The organism is Pseudoxanthomonas sp. F37 (genome assembly GCF_022965755.1).
Lineage (GTDB): Bacteria > Pseudomonadota > Gammaproteobacteria > Xanthomonadales > Xanthomonadaceae > Pseudoxanthomonas_A.
Genome location: NZ_CP095187.1, coordinates 2,100,260 through 2,116,576, shown reverse-complemented (window position 1 = coordinate 2,116,576; position 16,317 = coordinate 2,100,260). Strand labels below are relative to the sequence as shown.

General features: G+C 68.6%; 12 protein-coding genes. 11 read left to right on the top strand and 1 reads right to left on the bottom strand.

The annotated features are described in order from the left end of the window. Positions 1-59 precede the first annotated feature (59 nt). The 11 genes from dnaJ to recJ all read left to right on the top strand — a co-directional run bounded on the left by dnaJ (position 60) and on the right by recJ (position 14,984). On the top strand, positions 60-1,178 hold the full coding sequence (gene dnaJ / locus MUU77_RS09790) for a molecular chaperone DnaJ (protein WP_245086036.1): 1,119 nt from the start codon (positions 60-62) through the stop codon (positions 1,176-1,178). A 52-nt stretch (positions 1,179-1,230) separates the two neighbouring features. Beyond that, entirely contained in the window at positions 1,231-2,337 is a 1,107-nt protein-coding gene (locus MUU77_RS09785) for a prephenate dehydrogenase (RefSeq protein ID WP_245086033.1), read from the top strand. After that, the gene (locus tag MUU77_RS09780; RefSeq protein WP_245086030.1) at positions 2,334-3,044 is read left to right on the top strand and encodes an MOSC domain-containing protein; all 711 of its coding nucleotides are present in this window, start codon (positions 2,334-2,336) and stop codon (positions 3,042-3,044) included. Before MUU77_RS09785 ends, MUU77_RS09780 begins: the two co-directional genes overlap by 4 nt. Positions 3,045-3,158: 114 nt before the next feature. Then, complete coding sequence (locus tag MUU77_RS09775; RefSeq protein WP_245086027.1) at positions 3,159-4,478, top strand: EAL domain-containing protein; 1,320 nt, start codon at positions 3,159-3,161, stop codon at positions 4,476-4,478. Positions 4,479-4,523: 45 nt separating this feature from the next. Further along, complete coding sequence (gene dapB / locus MUU77_RS09770; RefSeq protein ID WP_245086024.1) at positions 4,524-5,240, top strand: 4-hydroxy-tetrahydrodipicolinate reductase; 717 nt, start codon at positions 4,524-4,526, stop codon at positions 5,238-5,240. Positions 5,241-5,465: 225 nt separating this feature from the next. Then, entirely contained in the window at positions 5,466-6,599 is a 1,134-nt protein-coding gene (gene carA, locus MUU77_RS09765; protein ID WP_245086021.1) for a glutamine-hydrolyzing carbamoyl-phosphate synthase small subunit, read from the top strand. A 79-nt stretch (positions 6,600-6,678) separates the two neighbouring features. Continuing rightward, entirely contained in the window at positions 6,679-8,571 is a 1,893-nt protein-coding gene (locus MUU77_RS09760) for a S9 family peptidase (RefSeq protein ID WP_245094381.1), read from the top strand. 18 nt (positions 8,572-8,589) lie between these two features. Then, positions 8,590-11,835, top strand: coding sequence for a carbamoyl-phosphate synthase large subunit (gene carB, locus MUU77_RS09755; RefSeq protein ID WP_245086018.1), 3,246 nt, complete (start codon positions 8,590-8,592; stop codon positions 11,833-11,835). Between the two features lie 8 nt (positions 11,836-11,843). Beyond that, positions 11,844-12,308: a transcription elongation factor GreA gene (gene greA, locus MUU77_RS09750; protein ID WP_245094378.1), complete on the top strand. Its 465-nt coding sequence runs from the start codon at positions 11,844-11,846 to the stop codon at positions 12,306-12,308. 4 nt (positions 12,309-12,312) lie between these two features. Next, a complete protein-coding gene (locus MUU77_RS09745) occupies positions 12,313-13,266 on the top strand; it encodes a phosphoglycerate mutase (RefSeq protein ID WP_245086015.1) in 954 nt (317 codons plus the stop codon). Next, positions 13,263-14,984 (top strand): single-stranded-DNA-specific exonuclease RecJ, encoded by a 1,722-nt coding sequence (gene recJ / locus MUU77_RS09740; RefSeq protein WP_245086012.1) that lies wholly within the window; start codon positions 13,263-13,265, stop codon positions 14,982-14,984. The genes MUU77_RS09745 and recJ overlap by 4 nt, the downstream gene beginning before the upstream one ends. Before the next feature lie 4 nt (positions 14,985-14,988). Here recJ and MUU77_RS09735 read toward each other — a convergent pair whose 3' ends face one another. Beyond that, a complete protein-coding gene (locus tag MUU77_RS09735) occupies positions 14,989-16,200 on the bottom strand; it encodes an acyltransferase family protein (protein WP_245086009.1) in 1,212 nt (403 codons plus the stop codon). Positions 16,201-16,317 lie beyond the last annotated feature (117 nt).

The following is a 16,317-nucleotide window of genomic DNA, read 5'->3' as shown; positions in this document are numbered from 1 at the left end:
AAGTGCTCGCACCGGTCAGTGTCGACCGTTCCCGATTCTCCATTCTCCATTCCCGCCCGATGAGCAAGCGCGATTACTACGAAGTCCTGGGCGTGGCCCGCGACGCCAGCGACGAAGACCTGAAGAAGGCCTACCGCCGCTGCGCCATGAAGCATCACCCCGACCGCAATCCCGGCGATGCCGCCGCCGAGGCGGCGTTCAAGGAGTGCAAGGAAGCCTACGAAGTGCTTTCGGACGGGGCCAAGCGCCGCGCCTACGATGCGCACGGCCATGCCGCGTTCGAGCATGGCATGGGCGGTGGCGGTCCCGGCGGGCCGGACATGGGCGACATCTTCGGGGACATCTTCGGCAACATCTTCGGCGGCGGGGGCGCACGCGCCGCTCGCCGTGGCGCCGATGTCGGCTACGTGATGGAGCTGGACCTGGAAGAGGCCGTGGCCGGCGTCGAGAAGCGCATCGAGATCCCCACCCTGGTGGCCTGCGACCCCTGCAAGGGCACCGGCTCTGCCGACGGACGCGTGGAGACCTGCGGCACCTGCGGCGGGCGCGGCAACGTGCGCATGCAGCGGGGCATCTTCGCCATGCAGCAGGCCTGCCCGGCCTGTGGCGGCCGCGGCCAGGTCATCAGGAATCCCTGCACCGAGTGCCACGGCGCCGGCCGCGTGGAGGAAGAGAAGGTCCTGTCGGTCAAGATCCCGGCCGGCGTGGACAACGGCGACCGCATCCGCCTGACCGGCGAAGGCGAGGCCGGCCCGCCCGGCACGCCGCCGGGCGACCTGTACGTGGAGGTGCGCGTGCGCGAGCACGACATCTTCCAGCGCGATGGCGACGACCTGCACTGCGAGGTGCCGATCCGCATCTCCCAGGCCGCGCTGGGCGACACCGTGCGCGTGCCGACGCTGAAGGGCGAGGCGGAAATCCGCATCCCGGCCGAAACGCAGACCGGCAAGCTGTTCCGCCTGCGCGGCAAGGGCGTGAAGTCCGTGCGCAGCCGCAGCGAAGGCGATCTGTACTGCCGCGTGGTGGTGGAGACGCCGGTCAACCTCACCCCGGAACAACGGGACCTGCTGGAGAAGTTCGAAGCCACCTTCATCGGTGAAGAGGCGCGCAAGCACTCGCCGAAGTCGGCCACGTTCCTGGATGGCGTGAAGGGTTTCTGGGACCGCATGACGTCCTGATGCGCCGCAGCGCGTTGCTTCTAGAATGGGGCTCCCTGGTGGAGCCCTTTTCGTGTCCGGACCCCTGATCGGCATCGTCGGCAGCGCAGGCGCCTATGGCCGCTGGCTGCAGCACTTCTTCCACCACCGGATGGGCCTGGAGGTGATCGGCCACGACCCGGCCGATCCGGCATCGGTCGACGAGGCCGAACTCGTGCGGCGGGCGGAGGTCCTGGTCTTCTCCGCGCCGATCCGCCATACCGGGGCGCTGATCGCCCGCTATGCCGGACTTGCCGCCGGGGCCGAGGCCGGCCGGCTGTGGCTGGATGTCACCTCGATCAAGGCCGCGCCGGTGGCGGCGATGCTGGCCTCGCGCGCCGAAGTGGTGGGCCTGCATCCGATGACCGCACCGCCCAAGGCGCCGACCCTGAAGGGCAGGGTACTGGTGGTCAGCGAGGCCAGGCTCGACACCTGGCGCCCATGGGTGGCGTCGCTGCTTGCCGCACTCGAGGCCGAGTGCGTGCAGGCCACACCCGAGCAGCACGATCGCGTGATGGCCCTGGTGCAGGCGATGGTACATGCCGCCCACCTGGCACAGGCGGGTGTGCTGCGCGGCGAGGCCATGCATGCCGGCCACCTGGCCGCGCTGATGCCGTTCCGTTCGGCCTCGTTCGAGATGGATGCGGCCATCATCGCGCGCATCCTCTCGCTCAACCCGGCGATCTACGAGGACATCCAGTTCGGCAATCCCCATGCCGCGGACGTGCTGCGGGCGCTGGGTCGGCAGATCCAGCGCATGGCGCAACTGGTGGGCGAGGGGACGGATGCGGCCCGCGCGGCGTTCCGGCGCGAGTTCCTGCACGACAACCGCGACGCCATCGGTCCGGGCATGCTGGCCCAGGGCAATTACAGCTACGAACGGATCGGCTACCTGCTGGCCGACCTCGCCGGCCGGGACGCGCTCAGCGTGCACCTGCCGGAGGATCGCCCCGGCTCGTTGCGGGCCCTGCTGCACGTGTTCGAACGGCATGGCATCAGTCTGTCCTCCATCCACTCCTCGCGCACCCCGGAGGGCGAGGTGCACTTCAGGATCGGATTCGATGCGGGCGTGGATGCGGCGGCGCTGGCGCGCGCCGCGGGCGAGATCGACGCCAGCGGACTGGGAAGGGTGCTGGCATGAACGTGGCGGCGCAATCCCGGTGCGTCATCGACGCCGTACTGACCGGCAAGGCCGTGCCTTTCACCCGGGCGGGCAGTGTCAGCGCCATCGCCAAGACCCCTGTGGCCGGGCCGCAGCGTGTCACCGTGCTGGGCATCGCCGACGACGAACAGGGCGACCTGCGTGTGCACGGCGGGCCCGACAAGGCCATCCATCACTATCCACGCGAGCATTATCGCCCCTGGCAGGACGATATCGGCCTTCACCCCCTGCTGGAGCAGGCCGGTGCGTTCGGAGAGAACATCACCACGTCCGGCATGCTCGAACACACCGTATGCCTGGGCGACCGCTACCGCATGGGCACGGCCCTGGTGGAGGTCTCGCAGTCGCGCCAGCCCTGCTGGAAGCTGTCCGACCGCTTCGCCGTGGCCGACATGGCGCGTCTCGTGCAGGACAGTGGCCGCACGGGCTGGTACTACCGTGTGATCGAGGAGGGTCATGTGCAGCAGGGCGATACGCTGGTGCTGGCCGACCGTCCCCATGCGGCCTGGCCGCTGTCCCGCCTGATCGGTCTGCTGTACCGGCGGGCCATCGACCCGGGCCTGCTGCATGAGGTATTGCAACTGCCCCTGGTGCCGTCGTGGCGCCTGCTGTTCCAGCGCCGCCTCGAACGCGGTGCGGTGGAGGACTGGGGCAAGCGCCTGACAGGCGTCGCGCCGGGACCCTGACGCGCACGCTCTTGTAAACACGTTTACTCGACAGCACCCCGCGGGCCGCCCTAGCATCACGGCCTCGATGCAGGGGATATGCATCATGTCCTTCATCCGCAAGGAGCGTGGGAGATGAATCGGGATCGCAAAGTGACGTCCCTGTCGTCGGTACGGCCACCGGCGTCCGCAGCCGGCGATGGCGGGTCCGGCGACGCCATCGCCCTGCTGACACGTATCGTGGCGGCACAGGGCGAGATTGCCGCCGCCGGGCCCGACCCCCAGGACGTGGTGGATGCCATCACCTCGCGCGCGCAGGCGCTGACCCGCTCGGCCGGGGCGGTGCTCGAGATCCGCGATGGCGCCCTGATGCGCTACTGGTCGGCCAGTGGCATCGCGCAGGGGCAGGTCGGTCTCACGTTGCCCGTCGAAGGCAGCCTGTCGGGGCGCTGCATCGAGGAGGCCCGCGTGCTGCGCTGCGACGACAGCGAGGACGACCCCCGCGTCAACCGCGAAGCCTGCCGCACGGTGGGCCTGCGTTCGATGCTGGTGGCGCCGTTGCGCTTCCGCGACCAGGTGGTCGGTGTGCTGAAAGTGTTGTCCGCCTCGCCCGCGGCCTACGACGACACCGATTGCAGGATGCTGGAACAATTGAGCACGCTGGTGGCCGCCAGCATGTACATGGCGATCGAACATGCGCAGATGCGCGCCACGCTCCAGGCCCGCCTGGGGCAGGGCGAGCGCGAGCGGCGGGATCTGAACGATGTCCGTCAGCGCCTGCTGCAGGTACTGGAACACGGGCAAATCGCGATCGCCCTGCAACCGATCGTCCGGCTGGCCGAGGGTGTCGTCGTCGGCCACGAAGCATTGGCGCGCTTTCCGCTGGAGTACGACCTGTCCACGGGTCGCTGGTTCGAGGATGCGGCGCGCGCAGGGCTCAGCGTCGAACTGGAGCTCGCCGCGGCCGCCGTCGCCCTGGCGCGGCTCGCATCGCTGCCGCCGGAGACGTTCCTTTCCATCAACGTGTCGCCGGAAACCGCGTGCAGCGACCGCTTGCGCCAGCTCATCGCCGGGCATGACCCCCGGCGGCTGGTGCTGGAGATCACCGAGCACACGCCGGTGGACGACTACGGACGCCTCAACCAGCGACTGTCGGCCTTGCAGCAGGAGGGCGTGTGCATCGCCGTGGACGATACCGGCGCGGGCTTCGCCAGCCTGCGCCATGTGCTGCGGCTGGCGCCTGACATCATCAAGCTGGACATCACTCTGGTGCGCGAAGTCGATCAGCGCCCGCGCATGCAGACGCTGATCGCCGCGCTGCTGACCTTCGCGCAAGGCACGGGCGCGGACCTCATCGCCGAGGGCGTGGAGACCGCGCGCCAGCTCGACACCCTCAAACGGCTCGGTGTGCCGCTGGGGCAGGGGTTCCATCTGGGTCATCCGCAGTCCGCCTGAACGCCGGGACTTCGCCACGCGTCACCCGGCCGTTACCATGGCCGTATGGACACGCCCCCGACCCGACTGTTGATACACGGTGCCTCCGGCCGGATGGGCCAGGCCTTGCTCCGCCTGGCCGCCGAACAGCCCGCATGCACGGTGGTCGCCGCCGTGACGCGCCGTGCGCCCGCGCAGCGCGTCGTCGATGGCGTGCCTCATTTCGGCGCCAGCGAGTTGGGCGGCGTTCCGGCCTTCGACGTGGCCATCGACTTCAGCCTGCCGGACGGCTTCGACACCATTCTGGCCCTGTGCGTGGACCGCGGGCGCCCGCTGGTGTCCGGCACCACGGGCATCGACGCGGCGCAGCAGGACGCGCTGGCCACTGCGGCAACGCGCATCCCGCTGGTCTGGGCCAGCAACTTCAGCCTGGGCGTGGCGGTGCTGGCCGAACTGGTGGAGCGCGCCGCGGCCGCGTTGCCGGGCTGGGACATCGATATCGTCGAATCGCACCACGTGCACAAGAAGGACGCGCCGTCGGGCACGGCACTGACCCTGGGCCGGGCGGCGGGCAGTGCGGGGCAGGCGGTGCGCTACGCCAGCCTGCGCGCCGGCGACATCGTGGGCGAGCATACGGTGCAGTTCACCGGGCTGGGCGAACGGATCGAGCTGACCCATCGCGCGACCCACCGCGATGTCTTCGCACGCGGTGCGCTGCATGTGGCCCGGTCGCTGGTGGGGCGCGCGCCCGGCGCCTACCGCGTGCGCGATCTGCTGGATTGATAGGTGCCCATGGGTCGCCTTTGCATTCGAAACCTGAATGCGCGGCGCCCGCATCCGGTGCGGACCTGCAGCGGAACGTAAAAAACGGTGGCGCTGAACAGGGGTTCCCCGTACAATTCCCGCTCGCCTGTTACCCATCGCCACGGACCGGATGAACGCCGCGTCCGCGGTTTCTTGCAGCCGCAAGCCGGTGGGACAGGGTTCCTCCACCCCAAGGCGAACCCCGTGACTCGACCCGCAATCCTCGTACTCGAAGACGGCACCGTATTCGAGGGCGAATCCGTAGGCGCAGACGGCCTTTCGGTCGGCGAAGTGGTGTTCAACACCGCGATGACCGGCTACCAGGAGGTCCTGACGGACCCGTCCTACGCCCGCCAGCTCGTCACCCTGACGTACCCCCATATCGGCAACACCGGTTGCACCGACCAGGACGATGAAGCGTCCCGGGTCTGGTGCGCCGGACTGATCGTGCGCGACGTGCCGCGCCGCCCCAGCAGCTGGCGCAACCAGCAGGCGCTGCCCGAATGGCTGCAGACCCGCGGCATCGTGGCCATCGCCGGCATCGATACGCGCAAGCTGACGCGCCTGCTGCGCGAGCGCGGCGCCCAGAACGGCGCGCTGATGGCCGGCGACGGCATCGACGTCGAGCGGGCGCTGGAAGCGGCGCGCAAGTTCCCCGGCCTGAAGGGCATGGACCTGGCCAAGGTCGTCACCACGGACAAGGCCTACCCGTGGCGCGACGGCCAGCTGGACCTGGACCGCAACGCCTTCGTGCAGGCCCCGGCGAAGCACAAGGTGGTGGCCTACGACTTCGGCGTGAAGCACAACATCCTGCGCATGCTGGCCGAACGTGGCTGCGACGTGACCGTGGTGCCGGCGCAGACCAGCGCCGCCGACGTGCTGGCGCTGCAGCCCGATGGCGTCTTCCTGTCCAATGGCCCCGGCGACCCGGAGCCGTGCGACTACGCGATCACCGCCATCCGCGAGTTCATCGCGAAGAAGGTCCCGACCTTCGGCATCTGCCTGGGCCACCAGCTGCTGGCGCTGGCCGCCGGTGCGCGGACCATGAAGATGGGCCACGGCCACCACGGCGCGAACCATCCGGTCCAGGACCTCGACACCGGCCGGGTGATGATCACCTCACAGAACCATGGTTTCGCCGTCGACGAGACCACGCTGCCGGCCAACGTGCGCGTCATCCACCGTTCGCTGTTCGACGGCACCAACCAGGGCATCGAACTGACCGACGCGCCCGCGTTCTCGTTCCAGGGCCATCCGGAAGCATCGCCGGGGCCGCATGATGTCGCACCGTTGTTCGACCGTTTTGTCGCCTGCATGGAGCAGGCACGGTCATCGTGAGGGGGATGGCTCCGTGCCATCGATTGTCCGCATCGGGTGGCGGGGGATGCCGCCCTATCCCAAGGAGTGGAAGGTGAAAATGATCGTCCGTCTGTTGTTGTTGCTTTTCCTGTTGCCGTTGCAGGGTTTTGCGCGTGAGGTGCCGATCCAGGATTTCTTCAAGGATCCGGAGTTCACTTCGATCAGTGTGTCGCCTGACGGCAAGCACATGGCCGTGACCGTGCCGCAGGCCGACCGTACGGTGCTCGCGGTGCTGCGCGTGTCCGACCAGGGCGTGGTGGGCAAGTGGGACTACGGCGAGAACCGCCATTTCCGTCAGGTCTACTGGGCCAACAACAACCGCCTGCTGTTCTTCGTGACGTTCAAGACCGGCCGGTTCGATTTCGAGACCGCGAAGGGCGACCTGTACGCGTCCAACATCGATGGCACCGGCCGCATCGACATCCCGAACGGCAACTACTACAGCGTCGTCGATCTCACCCCGGAAGACCCCGACACCATCCTGGTGGAGCGTTCGGTTGAGACCTCGTTCCTGTTCAAGCTGAACATCAACAACGGCCGGACCACGACGGTCGCCTCGGCGCCGGTGGAACAGGGCAGCTTCCTGGTGGACCACGACCGCAAGGTCCGCTTCGTCGCCGGCGCGATGAATGACGGACGCAACGTGACCTATCGCCGCGACGGCGACAAATGGACGCTGGTCCACGAGAGCGAGCGCAATGGCGCCACGTATTTCCCGCTGGGCTTCGACGCCGAGAACAAGCGCGTCTACATGGCCAAGGGCGAGCAGGGCAAGCCGGAGACCATCGTCCTGCTGGACCTGGATACGCGCGCGGAAACGCCCTTGTCCAGCAACGGCACGGTCAGCCCGTCAGGCTACCTGTGGAGCAGCGACGAGAAGACCCTGCTCGGCGTGTGGTACGAGGACGGCATCCCCTACTGGGACTGGGTGGCGCCCGAACATCCGGAAACCAAGGTCTATGCGGGCCTGGTGAAGGCCTTCCCCGGCAAGGCCGTGCGCTTCCTTCGTCCGTCGCAGGACGGGCGCTACTTCGCCATGCGGGTGTTCGCCGACACGATGCCCTCCGAGGCGTATCTGTTCGACCGGGAAACGGGCAAGGCCAAGTTCCTCGCGGCCAGCATGGACTGGATCAAGCCCGAAGAAATGTCGCCGATGAAGCCCATCGTGGTGAAGGCGCGGGATGGCCTGCCGCTGCATGGCTACATCACCATCCCGAAGAACAGCGATGGCAAGAACCTGCCGCTGATCATCAATCCGCACGGCGGCCCGCACGGCCCACGCGACGAGTGGGGCTTCAACCCCGAAGTCCAGCTGTTCGCCAACCGTGGCTATGCCGTCCTGCAGATCAACTATCGCGGGTCGGGTGGCTACGGCAATGCGTTCGAAGGCATGGGCTACCGCAAGTGGGGTACGACCATGCAGGATGACCTGACCGACTCGGTGAAGTGGGCGGTCGCACAGGGCATCGCCGACCCGGATCGCGTCTGCATCTACGGCGCCTCCTACGGCGGCTACGCGGCGCTGATGAGCGTGGTGCGCGAGCCGGACCTGTACCGCTGCACGGTCGGCTACGTGGGCGTCTACGACCTCGATGCGCAGCGCAGTGCGGACTTCATGGAGCACGAAAGCGGCCGGAACTACCTCAAGGACGTCTACCCGCCGACCGCCGCCGAGCGCATGGCGCAGTCGCCCGCCTATGGGGTGGAGCGCATCAAGGCGCCGATCCTGCTGGTCCATGGCGAGAAGGACGTGCGTGTACCGATCAAGAACATGCATTTCCTGATCTCGCAGCTGGCCAAGGCCGGCAAGAAGCCGGACGAGGTGATCGTGGAGAAGAAGGAAGCGCACGGATTCCGCGACCTGCAGAACAACGTGAACCTTTACACCAAGATGCTGGCGTTCTTCGACAAGTACATCGGGCCGGACGCGAAGACCGCCTCGGCCCCGTAACCCTGGAAGCAGTCCCCCATGCCCAAGCGCAACGACCTAAAAACCATCCTGATCATCGGTGCAGGCCCGATCGTCATCGGCCAGGCCTGCGAGTTCGATTATTCCGGCGCCCAGGCGTGCAAGGCGTTGCGCGAGGAGGGGTATCGGGTGGTGCTGGTCAACAGCAACCCCGCGACCATCATGACCGACCCGGAGATGGCGGACGCGGTCTACATCGAGCCGATCAACTGGCAGACGGTCGAGAAGATCATCGCCAAGGAAAAGCCCGATGCGCTGCTGCCCACCATGGGCGGGCAGACGGCATTGAACTGCGCGCTGGACCTGGCCGACAACGGGGTGCTGGACAAGTACGGCGTCGAACTGATCGGCGCCAAGCGCGAGGCCATCCGCATGGCCGAGGACCGCGAACTGTTCCGCGTGGCCATGCAGGAGATCGGGCTGGAATGCCCGAAGGCCGCGGTGGCCCACACGCTGGAGGAGGCGCTGGAGATCCAGACCCGCGTGGGTTATCCCACCATCATCCGTCCCAGCTTCACGCTGGGCGGCAGTGGCGGCGGCATCGCCTACAACCGCGAGGAACTGGTCGACATCGTCACCCGCGGCCTGGAGCTGTCGCCGACCACCGAAGTACTGGTGGAAGAGTCGGTGCTGGGCTGGAAGGAGTTCGAGATGGAAGTGGTCCGCGACACCGCGGACAACTGCATCATCGTCTGCTCCATCGAGAACCTCGACCCGATGGGCGTGCACACCGGCGACAGCATCACCGTCGCCCCGGCGCAGACGCTGACCGACAAGGAATACCAGCGCCTGCGCGATGCCTCCATCGCGGTACTGCGCAAGATCGGCGTGGATACCGGCGGTTCGAACGTGCAGTTCGGCATCAATGCGCAGACCGGCCGCGTGGTCGTCATCGAGATGAATCCGCGCGTGTCGCGTTCGTCCGCGCTGGCGTCCAAGGCGACCGGCTTCCCGATCGCCAAGGTCGCGGCCAAGCTGGCGGTGGGCTACACGCTGGATGAGCTGAAGAACGAGATCACCGGAGGGCTGACACCGGCCTCGTTCGAGCCGGCCATCGACTATGTGGTCACCAAGATCCCGCGCTTCGCCTTCGAGAAGTTCCCGCAGGCCGATGCCCGCCTGACCACCCAGATGAAGTCGGTGGGCGAGGTGATGGCGATGGGCCGCACCTTCCAGGAGTCGCTGCAGAAGGCCCTGCGCGGCCTGGAGACCGGCAAGGTCGGCCTGGACCCGACCGGCCTGGATCTGGCGAGCGAGGACGACCTGACCACGCTGCGTCGCGAACTGAAGGCACCGGGTCCGGAGCGCCTGTTCTACGTGGCCGATGCGTTCCGCGCCGGCATGACGGTGGAGCAGGTGCACGCGCTGTCGTTCATCGACCCCTGGTTCCTGGACCAGATGGAAGAGATCGTCGCCGCCGAGCAGCAGCTCGCCACCGATGGCCTGGGTTCGCTCGACAAGGCGCGCATGCGCCGCCTGAAGCGGATGGGCTTCTCCGATGCGCGCCTGGCCCAGCTGGCCGGCACCGACGAGGCCGCCGTGCGCGTGCTGCGCAAGGCGCTGGGCGTGAAGCCGGTGTACAAGCGCGTGGACTCCTGCGCGGCCGAATTCGCCACCAGCACCGCCTACCTCTACTCGACCTACGAGGACGAGTGCGAGGCGCAGCCGACCGGCCGCGACAAGATCATGATCCTCGGCGGCGGTCCCAACCGCATCGGCCAGGGCATCGAGTTCGACTACTGCTGCGTGCACGCGGCGCTGGCGCTGCGCGAGGACGGGTTCGAGACCATCATGGTCAACTGCAACCCGGAAACCGTCTCGACCGACTACGACACCTCCGACCGCCTGTACTTCGAGCCGCTGACGCTGGAAGACGTCCTGGAAATCGTCGAGCTGGAACAGCCCAGGGGCGTCATCGTGCAGTATGGCGGACAAACCCCGCTGAAGCTGGCGCGGGCGCTGGAAGCCAACGGCGTGCCGGTGATCGGCACCAGCCCCGACTCCATCGACCTGGCCGAGGACCGCGAGCGCTTCCAGCAGCTGGTCGATTCGTTGGGCCTGAAGCAGCCGCCGAACCGCATTGCGCGCAACGACCAGGAAGCGCTGCTGCTGGCGCGCGAGATCGGCTATCCGCTGGTCGTGCGCCCGTCCTACGTGCTGGGCGGCCGCGCGATGGAGATCGTCTACGGCGAATCCGACCTGGCGCGCTACGTGCGCGACGCCGTCAAGGTGTCCAACGACTCGCCGGTGCTGCTGGACCGCTTCCTGGACAACGCGGTGGAAGTGGATGTGGACATCATCGCCGACGCCGAAGGCAACGTCCTGATCGGCGGCGTGATGGAGCACATCGAGGAAGCCGGCGTGCATTCGGGCGACTCCTCGTGCTCGCTGCCGCCGTATTCGCTGTCGGCCAAGACCCAGGACGAGCTGCGTCGCCAGGTGGTCGAGCTGGCCAAGGCGCTGAAGGTCGTCGGCCTGATGAACACCCAGTTCGCCATCCAGGCCAGCGAAGACGGCAGCGACGACATCGTCTACCTGCTGGAAGTGAACCCGCGCGCCTCGCGCACGGTGCCGTTCGTGTCCAAGGCCACCGGCATGCCGCTGGCGAAGATCGCGGCGCGTTGCATGGCCGGCAAGACGCTGGCCGGGCAGGGCGCCACGAAGGAGATCGTGCCGGACTACTACTCGGTCAAGGAAGCGATCTTCCCGTTCGCCAAGTTCCAGGGCGTGGATCCGATCCTCGGGCCGGAGATGCGCTCCACCGGCGAGGTGATGGGCGTGGGCCGCAGCTTCGGCGCGGCGATGGCGCGCGCGCAGGAAGCCGGCGGCATCAAGGCGCCGCCGGTGGGGAAGGTGTTCATCTCGGTGCGCGATCCGGACAAGAAGCGCGTGCTGCCGGTGGCGCAGGACCTGGTCGGGCGCGGCTACACGATCGTGGCCACCGCCGGCACCGCGGCATGGCTGCGCGAGCGCGGCATCGCCTGCGAGCAGGTCAACAAGGTGCTGGAAGGCCGCCCGCACGTGGTGGACCTGATCAAGAACGGCGAAATCGTGTATATCGTCAACACCACGGAAGGGCGCCAGGCCATCGCCGACTCCTTCTCGATCCGGCGCGAGGCCCTGCAGCATCGCGTCACCTATTCAACCACCGTTGCCGGCGCCAAGGCGCTGGTGCATTCGCTGGAATACCGCGGCACGGGCCCGGTGCTGGCGTTGCAGGAACTGCACAAGGAGCTTCAAGGGTGAGAGCCCCATTGACCATGCACGGCGCGCAGCGCCTGCGCCAGGAACTGGACCTTCTGAAGACGGTCAAGCGCCCGGAGGTGATCACCGCCATCGCCGAGGCGCGCGCGCACGGCGACCTCAAGGAGAACGCCGAGTACCACGCCGCGCGCGAACAGCAGGGCTTCATCGAAGGCCGCATCAAGCAGCTGGAGAGCGAGCTCTCGCATTCGGAGATCATCGATGTCAGCAAACTCAACGCCGGCTCGCGCATCGTGTTCGGCGCCAAGGTGGTGCTGGCCGACGTGGATACGGACGAAGAGAAGCGCTACCAGATCGTCGGCGACCTGGAGGCAGACATCAAGCTGGGCCTGATCGCGATCTCCTCGCCGCTGGCCCGCGCCCTGATCGGCAAGCACGAAGGCGATTCGGTCACCATCGATGCGCCGGCCGGCCAGCGCGAGTACGAAATCGTCAGCGTTTCCTACGCCGACTGAATCGATGGCCCAGGCCACGCTGCTGCTGCCCGCGCGCACCCGCCTGGTCGGGCAGGCGCTCCCCGACGACGTGGCGAGGGCGCTCGGCCGCAGCGACCGCGGCGAAGCCGATGCCGGCGAACGCGCGCAGCTGCGGCGGCAGTTCCAGCTGGTGCCCGACCACTGGCCCATCGCGGCCCTGACCCGCCAGCGTGATGCGGGCGATGCGGCCGGTGCCCGCTGGCTGCGCGCCGACCCTGTGCGGGTGTCGCCGGACATGACCGGTGCGCGCATGCTTGCCCACGGCGAATCGCTTGGCCTGGCGGCCGAGGACGCCGCGCACCTGCTGCCCGCGCTCAAGCCCTTGTTCGGCGACGCCGGCATGCTGCTGGACGCGCCGCAGCCGGCGCGCTGGTACCTGCGCCTGCCGCTGGATGCGCAGCTTCCCGAGTTCGCGCCGGTGGACGACGTGCTGGGCGACGATCTGTTCGCGCACCTGCCGCATGGCGATGCCGGCCGCCGCTGGCGGGCCCTGCTCAGCGAGGCCCAGGTGTTGCTGCACAACCATCCCTGGAATGCGCAGCGGGTGTCGCAGGGCAAACCCCCGGTCAATTCGCTGTGGTTCTGGGGCGCGGGCGCGCTACCGGATTTCGTCCGCACCGGCTTCCGCCAGGTGAAGGGCAACGATGTCCTGCTGCAGGCGCTGGCACAGGCGGCAGGCGTGGACGCCAGCCATGCCGGCGGCGAGGGCGGCGTGGACGCGCTGATCGATCTGCGCCATCTGCGCAACCTCGACCTGCTGGGCCGCGACGCCCTGCATCCGCTGTTGGACGCCCTGAAGAAGGGCGAACTGGATGCGCTCACGCTCGACTTCGAGGACGGCGCCCTGTTCACGCTGCGCCGCGAGCAGCGCTGGCGCTTCTGGCGCAGGCCCTTGCCGCGCCTGGACGCCGGCCGGCCCGATCACGTGCCGGCATGACACCGGCGGCCCGGATCCGCCGACGCGAGGCGGGCGCCGCGGGGACATGGCCGGCCCATGTGCCCGTGCTGCTGCAACGCGTCTACGAGGCCCGCGGCGCCTGTTCGATCGAGCAGGCCCAGCCCCGACTGGCGCAGCTGCTGCCGCCGGACCTGCTGGGCGGCATGGACGCTGCGACCGGCCTGCTGGCCGATGCCATCGCCGCCCACCGCCATATCGTGATCGTCGGCGATTTCGACTGCGACGGCGCCACCGCGTGCGCCGTCGGCGTGCGTGGGCTGCGCCTGTTGGGCGCCAGACGTGTCACCCCGGCGGTGCCCAACCGGATGGTGCACGGCTACGGACTGTCGCCTTCGCTGGTGGAGGAACTGGACGCACTGGCACCCGAGTTGCTGGTCACCGTGGATCATGGGATCGCCTGTCATGCGGGCATCGCGGCGGCCAAGGCGCGCGGCTGGCAGGTCCTCGTCACGGATCACCATCTTCCCGGCGACGGGCTGCCGCCCGCCGATGCCATCGTCAATCCCAACCTGCGCGGCGACCCGTTCCCCAGCAAGGTGCTGGCGGGCGTGGGGGTGATGTTCTACGTGCTGCTCGCGCTGCGGCGCGCGCTGCGGGAGCGTGGTGCTTTCGATGGCCCCGAACCCGACCTTTCGTCCTTGCTGGATCTGGTCGCCGTGGGCACGGTGGCCGACCTCGTCCCGCTGGACGCCAACAACCGCGCCCTCGTCGGCGCAGGCCTGCGCCGCCTGCGCACCGGCCAGGGCTGCGCGGGCCTGCAGGCGCTGGTACGCGTGGCGGGGCGCGATCCGGCGCGGCTGACGGCCGCGGACATCGGCTTCGCCGTCGCCCCGCGCCTGAATGCCGCGGGCCGGCTGGAGGACATGGCGCTGGGAATCGCGTGCCTGCTGACCGACGACGCCACCCAGGCGGACGAGATGGCGCGCGTGCTCGACGGCATCAACGCCGAACGCCGCGGGGTGCAGCAGCAGATGGTGGACCAGGCCCAGGCCGCGCTGTGCCGCATCGATGCCGGCGCCGAGCTGCCGCTGGCACCGTGCCTGTTCGACGCCGAATGGCATCCCGGCGTGGTCGGGCTGGTGGCCTCCAAGATCAAGGAGCGCCTGCATCGTCCCGTGATCGCATTCGCGCCCGCCGAGCCGGGCAGCACGCTGTTGCGCGGCTCGGCGCGCTCCATTCCCGGCTTCCACATCCGCGACGCGCTGGCCGCCATCGATGCCGCGCGTCCGGGGTTGATCCAGCGCTTCGGGGGCCACGCGATGGCGGCGGGCCTGTCGCTGGACGAAAGCGCCCTGGCGGACTTCCGTGCCGCCTTCCACCAGCAGGCATCGAAGCTGCTGGACGAGGCGTTGTTGCAGGAAGTGCTGCTGAGCGATGGCGAACTCCGCGGCGGCGAACTGGATCGCGCCCATGCCGAAGCATTGCGCAGCGCCGGACCCTGGGGGCAGGGGTTCCCCGAGCCGGTGTTCGACGGGTGCTTCGATGTGCTGGACTGGCGCGTGATCGGCGAGAAGCATCTGAAATTCTCGCTGCGCCTGCCCGGCTATGCCCCGCTGCTGAACGCGATCCACTTCAATGGCTGGCAGGACCAGCCGCCACCGGTCCGCATCCATGCGGCCTATCAGCTGGAAACCGATGACTGGCAGAACCGCCGTGGCATCCAGTTGTTGATCCGTCACTGGCAGGCGGTGGAGTGACGCGTCAGCCGGCGGTGGCGGTCGGCTGGGCGTGCGCCGGCGGATGCGTGGCGGCCTGCCGCTTCAGACCGAACAGCGGGCGCAGCAGGCCGACGCGACGGATCACTTCATAGCCGGCGAAACATGCCGCGAAGGTGATCGCGACCAGCAGCAGGCCCTCCGCCACCGGAGGGATCGAGAGGGGCTTGAGGTGGTGGGCGACCACCACGGTGACCGTCTGGTGGAGGATGTAGACCGGAAACACCGCGGGTACCAGATAACGCAGCACGCGGCTGTCCCCGGGGTTCCAGCGCCGCGCGAAGCCCAGCACCGCGACGATGGCGCACCACTGGTCCAGGCCCCACACCAGCCGCATGGCCATCCTCAGCGCTTCCGGGGGCTGCGCAGCGTCGAAGCGGATGAAGTAGGCGAGCAGACCCGCCCAGGTGCCGAGCCAGAGCGCCAGCGCAGCCCAGCGCACGCGCGCCATGGCCTGCCAGATGCCCTCCTTCCGCGCGATCAGGAAACCCAGCAGGAACACGCTGAAGTACTGGGCATGGTTGTACCAGTCGTCCACCAGGGCGTGGGTCTGTTCGAAGCGGCCGACCAGCAGGACACGGGCCAGGCCCAGCAGCAGCGCCGGCCAGACCAGGATGCCGAGGCCGGCCAACGGCCGCTCCAGCGCGGCGCCCACGGCGGCCAGCACGGCCGGCATGCCCCGCGCCAGGATCCACAGCACCCCGGTGTAGCACCACAGGTAGGCCACGAACCACAGGTGGTTCCATGTCGGCACGTCGAGGCAACCGTCGGCATCGCAGAAGCCGTCGTAGCCGGTCAGGTAGCGGCCGTAGAAGGCCAGATAGCCGTCGTGGTAGCCGCCCGGGAGCTGCTCGACCACCTCGTAGTAGGACTGCGGCGGCACGATCACCAGCATGCCGAAGATGAGCGGCACCAGCAGGCGCCAGGAGCGGCTGGCGAAGAACCCCGGCCGGCGGCCGGCCGCATCGGGGCTGCGTCGTGCCCGTTCCAGCAGGAACGCGGTGGCGGCCCCCGATACCAGGAACAGCAGGGCCAGCCGCCAGGGCGAACTGAGCAGCATGAAGGGCTCCAGCGCATCGCTCGCCGCCGGGCTCTTCACGTGCCAGTCCCAGGTCACGTAGTACATGCCCACGTGGTACAGCACCAGCAGCCCGAAGGCGCAGACGCGGACCCAGTCCAGATCATGGCGGCGTTGCATGGGAGCTCCTCGTTCTCGGCGAAGGCCTCAGCGTGGCGGGTCCGCGCGCCCGGTCCCACCGCGAAGGGACATGTCGGGGCGGGCAGGGGCCCAACCGCAGGCTCGCAGGGACGAATC